The following is a 15,777-nucleotide window of genomic DNA, read 5'->3' as shown; positions in this document are numbered from 1 at the left end:
CGGGACGAGACATAGGATGGCTCACTGTAGAGCCGAAGCGGATGGAGCTGGCTCGACGCTCTTACTAGAACGTAGCCCGGCAAGCCAGTCAGCGAGATGGTATACTGATCCTATACTGCTCACCCAGACGCACGCTCTACACGTCTGTTGGTGGCTGCCGGGAAATGCTCAGCTACACTCTATGCGATGCTCGGAATCCTTTGCAGCAGGCGGGGCGAGCTTTATTGCTTAACATAATCGCTGCTAGTGAGAAGTTGAAGATGATAGCAAAAGTGCAGATCCCTACCTTTCAAGATGTATTGCGGGCCAGACAGCAAATTGCGTCCTATTTGCCACGCACTCCCCTGTACAGCTACCCGGCACTCAACGAGTTGCTCGCGGCCCAGGTCTATGTCAAGCACGAGAACTATCAACCGGTAGGAGCCTTCAAAGTGCGCGGAGGCGTCAATCTGATTGCCCGTCTCACGCCCGAGGAGCGCGCTCGAGGAGTTATCGCGGCCTCCACCGGCAACCACGGCCAGTCGGTGGCCTATGCCGCCCGCCTCTTTGGAGTCAAAGCGCGCATCGTCGTTCCCGAAGGAGCGAATCCGGGTAAAGTAGCGGCCATGCGCGGGATGGGCGCAGAAGTCATCTTTCATGGTCCGACTTATGATGAAGCCAAGTCCTACTGTGAAGAGCTGGCCCGGCAGCATGGCTATCGCTACATCCATTCGGGGGATGAGCCACTGCTAATTGCCGGGGTGGCGACCCTGACCCTGGAGATTCTGGAGGACTGCCCGGACCTGGAGGTACTCATTGTCCCCATCGGGGGAGGCAGTGGTGCCGCCGGCGCCTGTCTTGTGGCCCATACGCTCAATCCTGGCCTGCGCGTCATCGGCGTGCAATCCGAGGCAGCCCCGGCCGCTTACGAATCCTGGCGCCAGCGGCGGCTGGTGACCGCTCCGAATCGCACCCTGGCTGAAGGACTAGCAACCGGCGTCTCTTTCGCCTTACCGCAGCAGATCCTGCAGGATCTGCTGCGCGAATTTGTATTGGTCTCCGACGAGGAAATCCTGCGCGCGATTGCCTGGATGGCTGAACTGGCCCATACGCTGGCCGAGGGAGCAGGCGCCGCGGCGCTGGCGGCAGCCTATCGCCTGCGGGACGAGCTGCAAGGCAAAAAAGTCGCTCTTGTCTGCTCGGGCGGCAACGTCTCCCTGGAGCAGTTACAGCGCGCCCTCGCTCTCCGCTTGCAGGAACGGAATCAGTAGGGCGCCTGTGAGCGATCGACGGATCAGCCAGAGCAGAGCCGGCAGCCACGAGAAGTGAGAGCATCGTCAATAGCGAGAAGGAAACAAGCGAATCGTGATGAGCACTGTTGTTCATATTCGAGAGATTACGCCAGACGATGCTGAGGCCTTTCTGTCGCTTTGTAAGCGACTCGACCAGGAGACACGCTTTATGCTACTGGAGCCTGACGAGCGCAACTTGACGCCAGACGAGCAGCGGCAAGCGCTTGAAAACCTGCTGGCTACGGGGCGCTCGACCATTTTTGTGGCAGAAGCCGGGCAGAGTGGCGAGCTGGCTGGCTACCTGGCCATCAAAGGAGGAACCTATCGGCGCGAACGCCAGCGGGCTACACTGGTCATCGGCATCCTCCAGGCCTTTACAGGCCAGGGGATTGGCAGCCGTCTCTTCCAGGTGATGGAGCGCTGGGCCCGGCAACGGGGTTTTCATCGTCTGGAATTAACCGTGATGGTCCATAACCAGCGCGCACTGGCCCTCTATCTCCGGCAGGGCTTTATGATTGAGGGTCTGCGCCATCAGTCTCTCGTCGTCGATGGGCAGTATGTCGATGAATACTATATGGCGAAACTCCTCGAATAAGCCGTCGGTCTCTACAGGGACGAGAGAGCAGCTCGGGCCAGTCTGCTGAACGGAACAGCTCTTTCGTCGGGGCTACAAACATGCTACAATAACAACCATGAGTGAGCTGACCTCGCGTATTGAACGCCTGCAATGGCGAGTCCACGAAACGATGGTGCGCCTTTGACCTGGCGCACAAACGAGAACAGATTGCGGCTCTAGAGGCGGAGACGCTCCAACCTGATTTTTGGTCCGACAATCGCCGGGCCCAGTCTCATATGCAGCACCTCACAGCATTGCGCGAAGAAGTCGAGACCTGGGAGAGACTAGAGAAGCAGCTTCAGGATCTGCAGGAGTTAGCGCAATTGCTAGGAGAGGAGCCGGATGCTGATCTGGAGGCTGAGGTCACGCGCTCGCTGAATGCTGTAGAGCAAGAGGTAGAGCAGCTTGAGCTGGCTCTGCTCTTCAGCGGCGAGCACGATGAACGCGACGCTATTCTCAGCATCCATGCGGGCAGCGGCGGCGTCGATGCTCAGGATTGGGCCGAGATGCTGCTGCGCATGTACTTGCGCTGGGCCGAGCGACATCGCTTCCGCACCCAGATCTATGATTACAGTGAAGGTGAGGAGGCAGGGATTAAGAGCGCCACGATTGAGATCTCGGGACGCTATGCCTATGGCCACCTGCGTTCCGAGATTGGAACCCATCGTCTCATTCGCCTCTCGCCTTTCGATGCCGCCCATCGCCGCCATACCTCCTTTGCCCGCGTCGAGGTCATCCCCGATATTGAGGACACCATCGAGGTAACCATTCGCCCCGAAGACCTCGATATCGACACCTATCGCTCGACCGGCGCCGGCGGCCAACACGTCAACAAGACCGATTCGGCGGTGCGCATCCGCCATATTCCAACGGGGATCGTAGTCACCTGTCAAAACGAGCGGTCGCAGATCCAGAATCGCGAGGTGGCGATGCGCATCCTGCGGGCGCGCCTCTACGAGTTGGAGCGTCGCAAGCGTGAGGAGGAAGTCGCGCGTCTCAAGGGCGAGTATGTCCAGGCCGACTTTGGGACCCAGATTCGCACAGTCACCTTGCATCCGTATACGATTGTCAAGGATCATCGCACCGGCTATGAGACCAGCGATACCCAGGGGTACCTGGCCGGCGATCTTGATCCCTTTATTCGCGCGTACCTCCAGATGCAGGCGCACCAGACGGTGAGCGCCCAGCGCTAACCTGACGCCTGGCAGGTTCCTGAATCCTCGTATCCTCGAAGCGAAGAGGTGGAAGAAGAGCTAGGCGGAGCCAGACCAGCGGTGGTGGCCTCTACCGCCGCTGGACGGCTCGCCGGTCTCCTTCTTTACCTTTCAGAGCGAAGCAAATTCGCGCAGACCGTAGTAGCGCTCGGGATAGCGCAGCTTGCGCAGTGCCTTCACCTCGATCTGGCGAATGCGCTCGCGTGTCAGTTTGAAGCGGGCGCTCACCTCGTCTAACGAGTGAGAACAACCATCCTGCAGGCCGTAGCGCATCTCAAGAATCGTCCGCTCGCGGGGATTGAGAATCTCCATTGCCTGCTGAAGATGGTCATGGAGTCGCTGACGTGCTTCGCTGTCCTCTGGGGCCATCATGCTGGGGTCCTCCAGCGTGTCGGCCAGGTGATACTGTTCGTCATCGGCAACCGGAGCATCGAGAGAGACTGGCTGCTCCGAGATATTGAGAAGCTCGACAATGCGCTCCTTGGGGAGGCCTACCTCGGCAGCTAGCTCCTCGGGCAGCGGCTCAACGCCTTGCTCCTGATAGATGCGTCGGGCCACACGCTTAATGCGGTAAATGAGTTCTACAACGTGCACTGGGATATGAATCGTGCGCGAATGCTCGGCGATCGCCCGGCTGATGGCCTGACGAATCCACCAGGTGGCATACGTGCTGAAGCGGAACCCGCGGCGATAGTCGAATTTCTGGGCCGCTCGCATGAGGCCGATGTTCCCTTCCTGAATCATGTCGAGGAGAGGTAGGCCCTGGTTGGTGTAGCGCTTGGCGATGCTAACAACTAGACGGAGATTTGACTCGATGAGGCGCTGGCGGGCACGAAGGTCGCCTTGGGCCACGCGCTCGGCCAGCATTAACTCCTGCTCTGCGGTCAGCAGCGGATAGGAGCCGATTTCTTTCAAGTAAAGCTTGACCGTGTCGTCGATAGCACTGCGTTCTGATGTCTCCTCTCCATCCTCATCCTCGTCCTCCTCTTCTCTCAGCTCAGCGAGAACGGCCTCTTCGCTTTCCAGGTCGAGATCAGAGGGGCCAGGCTCATCGAAAGCGGCGACTGCTTGACGGCTACGTTTGCCGGGGTGCCTGGGTTGTCCCGCTTTCTTCTTTGGACGCTGGGTCGCAAAAGTCATGTCATCCACCTCAAGCAGACCAAGATGCGTCTCTGCCTTGTTTCCTCGCACTCCCATTACTCAAGCTCCTTATGGCGCAGATGAGGTCGCGTTGATCACGCTGCTCATGCAACCGATGCCAGTGGATTGAAAGGGCCGCCCTGACTGAAGGACCAGGTGCGGCGCAGGGTTTGCGCTCCCACATTTCTCTGGATTCGCAAAAAGCATGCCAAAGGGTAAGAGAAGGTCGCAAAAAAAGGCGAGGAGGTCATGAGCCTGATGGCGAGAGGCAAGCCTGGCCTTGTCTCCGGGCGGAGAGATCAGAGAGCAGAGCGCCTGGCGAGCCGAAAGACAGTGGTGCGCCCTTCAGGAATCTACTGGAGGGCGAAGAGATTTCCACCTCTGGGGAATTTTCCTCACCCAGCTGGCTTAGCTAACCAGTCAGGCATCAGGCAGCTCTTCGCTGGCACTCGCTCGTGGGGAGCCACCAGGCCGTCAAAGCTGCGAGGGAGAGGTGCAGACACTGTCTGACAGTGTCAGACAGTGTCTCCCTGGACCGGGTCAGGGCTTGCTTCTCCCTGGTATGCTAATGTGTAGAGTGAGCAAACAGGCGGCGGAGTGAAGCAGGAGGCGCAGCGCAAGAGGAGGATGCTGGTGAGGGCAAGCTCAGGTGTGTTCACGTCAGCCCCCATCCTGACCTCAAACGATGCTGACGACCCTCAGCCACGCTTGCTTCTTGCTTGCCATTTCGGCAGAAACAATTGTGTGTGACGAATAGATATGTTATAATCGTGTGGTATCGAAGAGATACACGCGCGAGCGGTTGGGATTGGCCGTTCCCAGCAAAACCGACCCCTCATAGGGAAAGAGGGTGTCACACAAGAGACAATCTGTGGTATGATAGCGGCGGCATGGACTATGTATGACTGCTGTGGGGACGCGGATGCAGAGGCGGAGGCTCCCCCTCGGCTTACTTCTTCGCCCAGCCTCGCCTGGTCTCGTGGTTAGGCAGGCGAATACAATCCTCCAGAGAGAAGGAAGGAGGCGATTTCGTGGAATTCTCGTTTCCTCGGTGTCGCAAATGTAGTGAAGGTGATCTGGTTCCGCTTTCGGACTTCGGCAGCCAGGGAGCTTCTATCGAGTACAAGGCCTGGGTCTGTACCAATCCCTCTTGCCTGTACAACATCAAGATTAGGAATGGAGATATCATCATTAATGAACCCATTAGTGATGGCTCTCTCCATCAGTACCGTGGCAGCCGCTCGTGAACCGGCCTCCAATCGCTAAGATCCCATCCATAGAGCAATCAGCGCAGTACCTGGATGGCTACGGTGGTGGGCAACAGGGATACCCGCCGCTGCCCTGCCCCCGATCCGGTTCGGTCGCGTGCAACGGGTTTCTTTGTGTTTAGCTGCTGAAAAGACGCTGGCACGATGCTCTTGTTCTGCCTGATGCCTTTTCAGCTTCAGCGCGCACTTGTAAAGCGAGGGCGTTCTCACCTGCCGCACGGCTCCGTCCCAGGTGAGCAGGCCCTCACTTACAAGTTCGCCCCATTCGCTCTCTTCTTCCGCCGCTTCCTGCCCGGCTAATCCCCTTGCTCTTGGCTCTCTTCCGTGCCACGTAGGGCTTGCTTGCGACTGTGGCGAGGTTTGGCTGTTGAGACAGCGCATAGCAAGGCAAGTGCGAGCGTTGCTAGTATCCCTGCCTGTTGCTCTCTTCAATGACTTGTTGCCTTTCTCGCTGCCCGGTGAGCGCGCGTGAGCTAGACCTCCCTTTACTTCTCAGGTGAGAATCGTCTACAATGAAAGCTGATGGCTGGGACCGGCAGGGAGCGAGTGAGGTCTGTCAGTCTGCTGGCCTGGCCCCTTCTTGTCGTCTGCCTGTGTGCCGGACCGTGGGCAGCCAGCGCTTGCCTCCCCCTGTTCTTCCCGGATGGGGCAGGGCAGAGTGATCACGCTGGCAGTTCTGGGAGCAACTAGACGAGGGGCAGATGGAAGGAGAGCACAGTGCGCTGTTGGCGAACGATTGGGCTGAAGTCTCTGATCGCCTGAAGGAGTCGAAATCACGGTGCTGAATAGATTTTTTGGTCGTAAACCAAAAGAGGAAGAAGAAGCTGCCAGGCAAGAAGAGAGCGTTGCAGGGCAGGAGCGGAAGGGGGCGGACTCGGCGTTCGAACAGCGGCTGAGCTTTCTCAAGGCCAGCCTGAGTCGTACGCGCCGGCTCTTCGGGCGGGTGCAGGAGAGTTTCCGGCAAGACGAGCCGGTGACTGACACCTTCTGGGATGAGCTTGAGGAGTCCCTCATCGAAGCCGATGTTGGGGCTAGCACAACGACCTGGCTGCTTGAGCGCCTGCGCGAGCGGGCTGAGCAGGAGCGCTTGCGTACAACCTCGCAGGTGCGGCGTGCTCTGCGCGAAGAACTGCTGGCCCTGCTTGGCAAAGCGGCTCCATTGCGCTTTGCTACTCAGGCGCCGCTGACGGTCATGCTCATCATCGGTGTCAATGGCTCAGGTAAGACCACTACGGTGGCCAAACTCGCCTACCGTCTCAAGCAGGAGGGCCATCGCGTCATCCTGGCGGCTGCCGATACCTTCCGCGCTGGAGCGATCGAACAGCTAAAAGCCTGGGGTGAGCGCATCGATGTGCCAGTCATCAGCCAGAACCCCGGCTCCGATCCCGGGGCGGTGGTCTATGACGCCATTCAGGCTGGCCTCTCCCGTGGCCATGATGTCTTGCTGGTTGATACTGCCGGACGCTTACACACAAAGTTCAATCTGATGGAGGAGCTGAAGAAGATCGGGAAGGTGGTACAGAAGTTCCTGCCCGAGGGACCCCAGGAGCTGCTCATTGTGATCGATGCGACCACGGGCCAGAATGCGCTGTTGCAGGCGCGAAAGTTCGCTGAAGATGTTGGCCTGACTGGCGTCATCATTACCAAGATGGATAGTACGGCCAAGGGTGGCTTTGCCTTTGCTGTGGCCGACGACCTGGGTGTGCCTATCAAGTTCCTTGGTACCGGCGAGAAGGTCACCGATTTAACGCCATTTGATCCTGAGAGCTTTGTAGAAGCACTGCTGGCCCAGGATGAATAAGGAAATCAAACTGCAGCTACAGAGAAAGGCAATATAAACGACGCATCGCAACGTCACACACACGAGGGTACTGTTATGGCGAAGGAAGCGGCGGGCTCTTCCGGTGGGCCGCAGCCTGAGCAGCGCTCAGGGCCGGGGGTTGCTCCCGATAATTTGATGGTCAAATGCCCCAAATGTAAGGAGATCCTCTATAGCCGAGACTGGGAGAAGAATTTAAAGGTCTGCTCCCGCTGTAACTATCACTTCCGTTTGACGGCCCATGAGCGGGTCAACCTCCTGCTTGATCCCGGCAGTTTCGTGGAGCTAGATGCCGCGATGGTGTCGGTCGATCCTCTAAACTTCGTGAGCCGCTCGCAGTCCTATGCCGAGAAGCTGCAAGAAGAGCGGGCCAAGGTCGGCCTTAATGAGGGAGCGATCCGCGGCTACGGGACGATCGAGGGGCTGCCGCTCTCGTTGGCGGTGATGGATTTCCGCTTCATCGGCGGAAGCATGGGCTCGGTGGTGGGCGAAAAGGTGACGCGCGCTATCGAACTGGGCCTGGAGCGCCGCTGGCCGGTGCTGGTTGTTTCCACCTCGGGCGGGGCACGCATGCAAGAGGGTTTCTATTCGCTGCTGCAGATGGCCAAGACGGTCGCCGCTCTGGCGCGCCTGAGTGAGGCCCACATTCCCTATTTCAGCTTGATTACTGACCCGACCACGGGGGGCGTCACCGCCAGCTTTGCCATGCTCGGCGATGTGATCCTGGCCGAGCCGGGGGCCTTGATTGCCTTTGCCGGGCCGCGTGTCATCGAGCAATTTATGCATGTGAAGTTGCCCGAGGGAACAGTCAATTCCGAGTTTGTACTCCAGCATGGGATGATCGATGCTGTGGTCCATCGGCGCGAGTTGCGCGCCACGCTGGCCCGCCTGCTGCGCCTCTATAAGGTCCCAGAGGCTGCTCGGGCGCAGCAGCCGGCTTCCGCTACGGCGCAGTCCCAGGTCGAGGTGGCGACCCTGTTGCCCCGACAGTCCTCGCAGTCGCGGGCCGAGGTTGGAGGAGGTCAGGATGGTCTACGATCTTGAGTTTGAGAAGCCCCTGGCGGAGCTAGAGAAGCGCATTGCCTCCCTGCAGCGTAAGGGGGAGCGCCTCCGTCCGGAGGAGCATGTCCAGTTGCAGGAGTACGAGCGCGAGCTGCGTCGCCGCACAGAGGAGATCTATCGCAGTCTGACGGCCTGGCAGACGGTTCAGGTGGCGCGTCACAAGGATCGCCCCTATACCGCTGATTTCATCCACCTGATGTGCGAGGAGTTCTTCGAGCTGCATGGCGATCGCCGCGTGGGCGATGATCACGCCATCATCGGCGGCCCGGCCCTCTTCAACGGAGAAACAGTGATGATCATCGGCCACGAGAAGGGGCGCGGCATGCGCGAGAAGATGTATCATAACAACGGCATGCCTCACCCGGAGGGCTACCATAAGGCCATTCGCCTCATGGAGCAGGCCGAGAAATTCGGCTATCCGGTCATCTGCCTGGTCGATACTCAGGGGGCCTTCCCTGGCCTGGAGGATGAGGAGCGGGGTCAGGGCAGCGCTATTGCGGCCAGCCTCTATGCGATGGCTCGCCTGCGCGTACCCATCATTGCGGCGGTAATTGGTGAGGGAGGAAGCGGCGGTGCTCTAGCCATCAGTGTGGCTGACCGCCTGCTGATGCTGGAATATAGTATTTATACAGTGGCCGCTCCCGAGGCCGCCGCCTCGATTATCTGGCGCGATAAGGTCTATGCCCCTCAAGCGGCAGAGGCCATGCGCATCAGCGCGCGCGAGCTGTACGCTTTGGGACTGATCGATGAGCTGGTCCCTGAGCCCCTGGGCGGTGCTCACCATAACCATCGGCTGGCGGCGGAGAATCTTAAGACGGCCCTCATCCACCATTTACAGGAGCTGAGGCAGATTCCTGTCGATCGACTGGTGCAGATGCGCTACGAGAAATATCGCGCTGTCGGGCCGTTTGGTTTTGCCTCGTGAGCGTAAGAGGAGCCTGGAACGCACGGTTTTCTACTGGCTCATGCGGGGCTTGACGCCAGCGGCAGACTTTTGTATACTGAAAGCTGCCAGACCGCAGAACGGATATCCTTGCTGGTGGGCTGGCAGCTTTCCTGAGTCTGGACAGCTACCTCTGGTGTCGCTGCTGGCTCCAGAGCCGGTGTGGCGGAACGGTATACGCGCCTGTCTCAAAAACAGGTCCCGCAAGGGTTGTGAGTTCGAGTCTCACCACCGGCACCTCCATACCATAGAGGAAAAGAGCGGAGTGAGCCTCTACACTGGTAGAGCGTCATTCCGCTCTCTTCTTTGTTAAGACCCAGGCGAGCAAGCTGTTTTTGCTGGCTGAGCATGTGTGGCAGGAAAGGCGCGCGCCGCTCTTGAGGGAGGCATTATACTAGGGAAAGGGAAAGCGATGAGCCTGGTGCGTGATTCCTGACGAAGCAAAGGCCCTGCACAGCGTCTGCTGGGCCTTGTGGGGAGCAGTCACGCTGGCTGCTCCCCACAACGCTGCCAATACTGGGTGGTGCTGGTTGGACCTGCCGGTGCTCTGCAACGCGACTACTGCTTTCGCTACAGACCTATCAGTTGGCGAGGCTCCGCATCTCCTTTTCCTCAGCTCCTGGGCTAAACCTCTCGATGTGATCGCTACTTGCTCTTCCCCCTTCGCGTTGACTGGCATGGCAGCCACTATTTTTTCAAGTGAAAATAGTGAAACCACGGTTGTATAATAAAGCATATTTCCTCAAGCATCCTCCGATGGGAAGGAGTAGGCTGATGGTCACGTGCAAGCGCTGTGGAAGGACCATGCAAGGTGTCACTGCTTTGCTCCTCTTTAAGGGTGACCTTATGCTCTGTCGAGCTTGCGATCGGCAATTGCAAAAGATTGCGGAAAACTACCGTCGAATCTTCGTGGCGACCTTTAGCGATGGCGTTTTCAGCATGGAGCGGTGGTCGCAGTTGCGAGCGGGTGCTCTGGCGGCGGGGGTAGAGGAAGAGCGGCTGCTAGCATCCATTCGTTATGAGGCTGTCGGCGTGATTGAACGGGTCCTGAGTCGTGCTACCGCCAGTGCTCCCCTCACAGATGAGACGGAGGCGCTTGTGCGTCGGCTCATAGTTCTCTTTTGTATCCCTGCTGAGCAGGCCCACCGGCTACATCGACGTCTTCTCATTCTCAACATCTATCGGGGGCGTCTCCCGTCAGTGGCTCACCACGAACTGGAAAGGCAAGGGTTACGTCTGGAGTCGGACGAGATCTGTCACCTGCTTATGCCAGTCACCTATTATCGTCTCAGCACGACTACCCCCAGGCCGGTGGCGGGGCAGCTGCTTGCTTCCAACAAAAAACTTCGTTTTCTGTCTCCGACGGGGGGAACGACCATTCCCTGGAGCTCTGTCATGCGTATTCAGCTCGCCTGGATGGGCCAGCCACCGCAGCGAGGTCTTCAGCTCGAACTGAGCAAGAAAGCTGGCAGCGGCTTTTACCTCTTGCCTGATCCTGAAGTAGCCTGTGCCATCATCGACACGCTGGTACGGATGGCCAAGCGTCAACTGGTGCTCGTTGATGAAGCCGGCAGCCGCCACATTCCCCAAGAGGTACGGATCGCCGTTTGGCAGAGAGATGGGGGTCGCTGTGTCGAATGTGGTGCCACTGAATATCTCGAGTTTGATCACATCATTCCGCTCAGCAAAGGCGGAGCCACAAGCGTTGCCAATTTACAGTTACTCTGCCGTAAATGCAATGCTCGAAAGCGAGATCTTCTCTAGAACAGCACGTGCATCCTGCGCCGAGCGGTTGAGGGCAAGCCCTTTGGCTGAGGGGAGCAGTCACTACGGCTGCTCCCCTTGGTCCCGAACTGGGTCGAGCCTCTTGCCCGCTCCTATGGGCCTGTCTCCAACGCCGTAACATTGGTTTGGAGGGCGTCTAGACTGGGCGTGCTCCGCTCAGGCTGCTGGTGTTGAGTGTTCGGCGGGTGGAGAGAGCAGCAGCACTGAAGGAACGCGCTCCGGGGAGGCCAGACGCAGGAGCGCAAAGCCAGCTCCAGCCAGCCCTGTCATCAATCCGGGTGTTTCCACACCGAACGGCACGCCGCAGACCCAGCCCTGGTGCTCCATATTCTCCAGCAAGGCCGCGGCGATGCGTGGGATATGTTCAGCAAAGGTCTCGCCGGGCAACAGGCGTGCGGCGGTGATCAAGATATCCAGGTTGCCCAGGTCCCCATGACAAAGGGAGTGGTTCAGGCCAAAACCCTGGGTCAGGGTCGTACGCAGACCAGCCTTGATCTCTTCTGTCAGCCGCTCTTGGTCATCGAGCAGTGAGAGCAGGGCCAGGCGCGAGAGAGCCACCCCGGGTGCGCCATGACACCAGGCCACCATATATTTCTCCCCTACTGGCTGGCTGGCACCTGAAGAAGGTGGGCGCTGGCGCAGATCCAGCCAGTTCTGACGTGAGGGCGAGAAAAGCGTGCGCTCATAGGCTAGCGCTGCACGGGCCATCTCGGCAAAGCGTGTCTCCCCGCTGACCTGAGCCAGCTGCATGAGATACAAGGCGATCCCGGCGTTCCCGTGAGCGAAGCCAGCCAGCGCGACTGGCTGACGCGTCGTTGGCCAACCGCAGCCGCCCTGTGCTTGAGGTTGGGCATGGGAGAGCAGATGCTCGCCGCAGCGGACGGCAGCCGCCAGTGTTTCAGGCGAGGGAGACACACGCTGCAGGCAGAGCAGCGCTGCGATAGCTCCCGCGGCTCCGCCGATCACATCATAGACCTGGTCCTGCTCAACCTTTGCCAGGAGCGAGGGAACCAGCTCCTCTGCTTGGCGATAGAGAGCAGGTTCTCTCCAGAGGGCGCCCAGGTGGCAGAAGAGGTAGATCAAAGAGCCGAGACCATTGAAGGCACCGATTCCGTAAGCGCGGGGAAAGTACTTGCGGCGCATAATCTGCTGCTGGATCGTGCGCAGGGCCATCCGTGCCAGCTCAGTATGGCGCTGCTCGCCTGTCAGGTGGCCCAGGTAGGCCAGAAAGAGTGCGATGCCTGCCAGTCCATTGTAGAGATCACCATCGGCGGGCAGCAAGTGCCACTCGCGGTCATTCACTGGTGTCACGCCCAGCCAGCCCACGTACTCACCCTGGTAGAGAGCAAACTGGCGCAGGCGGTTACCGATTGCCGAGGCGGCGGCCAGCAGCCGCTCCAGAGTTGGAGAAGTGCGGGCGGGGTGTAGCTCCAGGCGTGTGTAGCTCTGGGGAGTGGTTGCATCGATCATGCTCGTGAAGGAGGCACGAATAATCCACAGCTGCTTCTCCAGGTCTAGTTCACTCAGCTCGGCCAGGCGTCGGCGCACCACGTCCAGGCCAGGTTCGCTGAAGAAAGCAGACAGGCGCTCGCCCTCTGACGTGAAGAGATCGGTTGACGCTGCCGTGGTCGTAAAAACCGGAACATCCCCACGCCACAAGTCGCGCCGCTCAGCGGGGATCAGTGGCACCAAATACGGGAGGCGCTCCGTCGTGGCCCATAGTCGGTCAAAGAGGCGATCGCGATCCAGGGCATCGCGCAGCACGTTGGGATGCAGGCTATCGACCAGCAGCTGCGTATAAATCCGTGTTGGACGGAGCACGCAGCGAACCTCAGCATCGGCAAAGCGTGGAAGATAGGTCTCGAGCAGCTCCGAGCGTTGGGCCATGAGGAGGCGGTAGGCGCGAGTAAAGCCCTCGATGATGCACTGGCTGTAATCCAGAACATTGATATCCTGGTCATTGAGGCGCGGGCGATTCTCCTTCACGGGCAGCTCGACGCGCTCATTGGTCAGGCGCATCTCATCGGTGCCTGTGCCTTTCCAGGTAGGGACAGGGCGCGGAGAGAGCTGGCCGGGCTGGCCGCCGAGGCCACTCATATCGATCCCCTCACCTTCCTGGTTTGACCAAAGGCGCTGTGGCAGCAAGCCCACGCGCAGCACCGAATGGCCGATGGCCTCCAGGCCGGGCGCCCCCTGGGCCTGCAACACCTCGGGGTTGATCTGGGGTAAAAAGAGCGTCTCCAGATCAATCAGCATCGGATACTCGCCAGCGGCGATAATGTTCTCGGCATGGAAATCCGAGGCCTCCAGAGCGTAGAGCAAGGCCAGGTAGGCGCCCTGGCGCAGATAGAAGCGCTCGATCTCCTCGCGAGAAGAGCAGTGGCGAGCCTGAACAAACTCGACCCAACCATAGTGTCCCCGGTCAAGGACTGTCAGCGTGCGCAGAGGTGGGCTGAAGCCTCGTTCATTCATCCAGGCGAGCAGCTCTTGAAAATGGCGATCGATAGCCAGCGAGCGCGGTTTATAAACCAGGCGGAAACCGGAGTCCCAGCGTAGCAAGATCACACTCTGCCCGTTGCGATGTAGGTCCCCGGCGCCCTGGTGAATCTCGCACAGCGACCCGGCCTCGCCGTTGGTGAGGAAAGTGGCGCAGATCAGTGGCCAGTCGTCGGTAAGGCGCTCCAGCAGCTCCAGCGAGCGGCAAACCCAGCGCTCAAGCGTCTCTGTTACCAGACGGGCCAGAACCACGTACTCTTGCAGAAAATCGAGGGTCGCCTCACGCTCGCTCAGCTGCTCCAGGAAATACTGAAAGCGCTCCTCCGAAGTGGCCCCTTGCAAGCGGCCCTGAACCCGCGCGACATGAAGCTCCAGGACGATAGCGCGCGAGATCGAAGGGAGCAATAGACCGGGGATATTGCGCGCCAGCAAATCAAGGACCCTCTCGGCATCGAACGAGAAAGAAAGGGAGCGCCGAGCCAGCTCCCGCAAGCCGGCGGCCAGCTTTCGTCTGGCGCGCCTGATCAGCGGCAGAAAGGGGTGGAGGAACGAGCGCGTGTGGCTCCCTTCCTCCAGGCCCGGCAGAGGAGAGGAGCAGACTGTCTCGGCCTCTTCTCCGTTGTCATGCGGGCCTGCAGTGGGGGAGAAAGCCTCGCTGAGAGCTAGCAGCCAGGTGGGGGGAGTGGGGCAGCGTGCGCGCAGGACTTCGGCGGGTTCACCCAACAGGAGCAGGAGCTCCTCCTCGTCCAGGCCATCCAGTGCAAGGCGGGCAGCAAAGCGGCCCTCTTCCTCGCTCAAGGCCGGTAGCTCTTTCCAACGCTGCAGGCGCTGCTGGGCCCGCGCCAGAGCCTCTGCCTCGAGGGCATCCAGCGTAGGCGGAAACGGGGTCGTGCGCAACAAGGCCAGGCGCTCATTCAACGTCAAGGCGCGGTACCAGTCGGCCTCTTGCCAACGACCCTGCAGATAGGAAACGGAAGCGGTGATAGTCTCGCTCGTTGTCTCGCTCATGGAATCACGCGCTGGGATGCAGCGCCAGGACAAGCGATCCCGCCGCCTTAGCCGGTGCCAGGAAGCCTGGTACTGCGCTGCATCTCCTTTCTTTCTTCTTCTTCATTACTCGGTAGTTACCAATGGATTGTGGCAGCAGTCGATGCCTGCCGCTCAGGTGGCTTGTCGACATGGAAGAACAGAGGTGAGCGGTGCGAAAAGACTGGCAACCGCTAGAAGGTAAAGGGCGTAGTGGTAGCGGATCTTAACTGAATTGCAACGTGCGAACCATGCTGCAGCGGACTTGATCATTGATCGTTCTCGGAGGTTTGACCCGGCTCGGAGCAAGCGCTGACAGGCAGAGGGCTGTGGATGGGATTCCCTGGGATAAGAGTTCAGCAGGCGCCTGCTCGTCTACTCTACTATTCTGGTCTGGCTAGATAAACGAGCGCCAGGTGGCTGGGAGTGTCTTGTCAGGGCAGCCTTAACTGGCGCGAACAGAGGGTCGGGACGGAGTCAGGCATCCCAACCCTCTGTATATCCTGATCAGGCCATACCGAGACCCCTGGTGTGGGGCGACGACTGCTAGAGACAGCCGCCGGCGGCGTTGGTATTGCAGAGGCCGAGGAGCACAGCCAGGGACTGCAGACAGAGCACGGCAACCGTGTTATTGCACTCGTCGGTGTTGCCGTGACCGCCCTGGACGGCCTCCAGATCTGCATCAGTCAGCTCGACCTCACCGATGGGGCTCTCAGGCAGCAGGCTGAGCTCCTCCTCGCTGAGGCTCTGGCGATAGGCTTCATCTTTCCATGCGCGAACGATGTCGAACTTCATGTGCGTGCGTTTCCTTTCTTGTACCTTTGGTGTTGTTGTGGTGTCGTGCGTTCGGGCACCCCGTCTACGCTTTGGGATAACGCTGCCCAGGCAGGTGGCTTCCTGACGCCCCCAAGGTGGCCCTTCGACGTCCGGCTGACCTGCCTGAACAAAATACGTTCAAAGCGTATTTGCTACCCGAACGCCTAAGTACATTGTACGGATAAAGCCAAATACATAAGTTTCAATATATCATTTGTAAGGGAGGAAGAAGGAAGAGAGATAGTGAAACAGAGAGGATGAAGCGAGCGGAGAGAAGAGCAGGGAGGATCAGTGATCAATGGGGGCCAGGCTCGGGGTCGC

Annotated in this window: 10 protein-coding genes and 1 tRNA gene; 8 read left to right on the top strand and 3 right to left on the bottom strand. The window is 59.4% G+C overall.

What is annotated here, in order from left to right; genetic code table 11:
* The first annotated feature begins 260 nt into the window (after positions 1-260).
* The 3 genes from KTAU_RS02645 to prfB all read left to right on the top strand — a co-directional run bounded on the left by KTAU_RS02645 (position 261) and on the right by prfB (position 3,080).
* Positions 261-1,250, top strand: coding sequence for a threonine ammonia-lyase (locus tag KTAU_RS02645; RefSeq protein ID WP_174844053.1), 990 nt, complete (start codon positions 261-263; stop codon positions 1,248-1,250).
* Positions 1,251-1,347: 97 nt separating this feature from the next.
* Entirely contained in the window at positions 1,348-1,866 is a 519-nt protein-coding gene (locus tag KTAU_RS02640) for a GNAT family N-acetyltransferase (RefSeq protein WP_151726895.1), read from the top strand.
* Between the two features lie 97 nt (positions 1,867-1,963).
* Positions 1,964-3,080 (top strand): peptide chain release factor 2 gene (prfB, locus tag KTAU_RS02635; protein ID WP_353739797.1). Its coding sequence is split into 2 segments (ribosomal slippage): positions 1,964-2,029 and positions 2,031-3,080, totalling 1,116 coding nucleotides; the frame shifts between segments, so codons are not numbered across the junction.
* 132 nt (positions 3,081-3,212) lie between these two features.
* Here the strand turns inward: prfB and KTAU_RS02630 are convergent.
* Complete coding sequence (locus KTAU_RS02630) at positions 3,213-4,298, bottom strand: sigma-70 family RNA polymerase sigma factor (protein ID WP_228026288.1); 1,086 nt, start codon at positions 4,296-4,298, stop codon at positions 3,213-3,215.
* A gap of 1,989 nt (positions 4,299-6,287) precedes the next feature.
* Between KTAU_RS02630 and ftsY the strand changes: the two genes are divergently transcribed.
* The 5 genes from ftsY (at position 6,288) to KTAU_RS02600 (ending at position 11,097) form a co-directional block, all read left to right on the top strand.
* Entirely contained in the window at positions 6,288-7,310 is a 1,023-nt protein-coding gene (gene ftsY / locus KTAU_RS02620; RefSeq protein WP_151726894.1) for a signal recognition particle-docking protein FtsY, read from the top strand.
* 75 nt (positions 7,311-7,385) lie between these two features.
* A complete protein-coding gene (gene accD, locus KTAU_RS02615) occupies positions 7,386-8,372 on the top strand; it encodes an acetyl-CoA carboxylase, carboxyltransferase subunit beta (RefSeq protein WP_151726893.1) in 987 nt (328 codons plus the stop codon).
* A complete protein-coding gene (locus tag KTAU_RS02610; RefSeq protein WP_151726892.1) occupies positions 8,356-9,315 on the top strand; it encodes an acetyl-CoA carboxylase carboxyltransferase subunit alpha in 960 nt (319 codons plus the stop codon). The genes accD and KTAU_RS02610 overlap by 17 nt, the downstream gene beginning before the upstream one ends.
* A gap of 174 nt (positions 9,316-9,489) precedes the next feature.
* A tRNA-Leu gene (locus tag KTAU_RS02605) sits at positions 9,490-9,570 on the top strand.
* Positions 9,571-10,107: 537 nt separating this feature from the next.
* Positions 10,108-11,097, top strand: coding sequence for an HNH endonuclease (locus tag KTAU_RS02600; protein ID WP_170293006.1), 990 nt, complete (start codon positions 10,108-10,110; stop codon positions 11,095-11,097).
* Positions 11,098-11,274: 177 nt separating this feature from the next.
* Here KTAU_RS02600 and KTAU_RS02595 read toward each other — a convergent pair whose 3' ends face one another.
* Positions 11,275-14,622 (bottom strand): type 2 lanthipeptide synthetase LanM family protein, encoded by a 3,348-nt coding sequence (locus tag KTAU_RS02595; RefSeq protein WP_151726890.1) that lies wholly within the window; start codon positions 14,620-14,622, stop codon positions 11,275-11,277.
* 564 nt (positions 14,623-15,186) lie between these two features.
* Complete coding sequence (locus KTAU_RS02590; protein ID WP_069803490.1) at positions 15,187-15,435, bottom strand: mersacidin/lichenicidin family type 2 lantibiotic; 249 nt, start codon at positions 15,433-15,435, stop codon at positions 15,187-15,189.
* Positions 15,436-15,777 lie beyond the last annotated feature (342 nt).

The sequence above is a fragment of the Thermogemmatispora aurantia genome, assembly GCF_008974285.1.
GTDB classification, from domain to species: domain Bacteria; phylum Chloroflexota; class Ktedonobacteria; order Ktedonobacterales; family Ktedonobacteraceae; genus Thermogemmatispora; species Thermogemmatispora aurantia.
The sequence above is the reverse complement of the archived record's forward strand: the minus strand, read 5'-3'. Positions and strand labels throughout refer to the sequence as shown.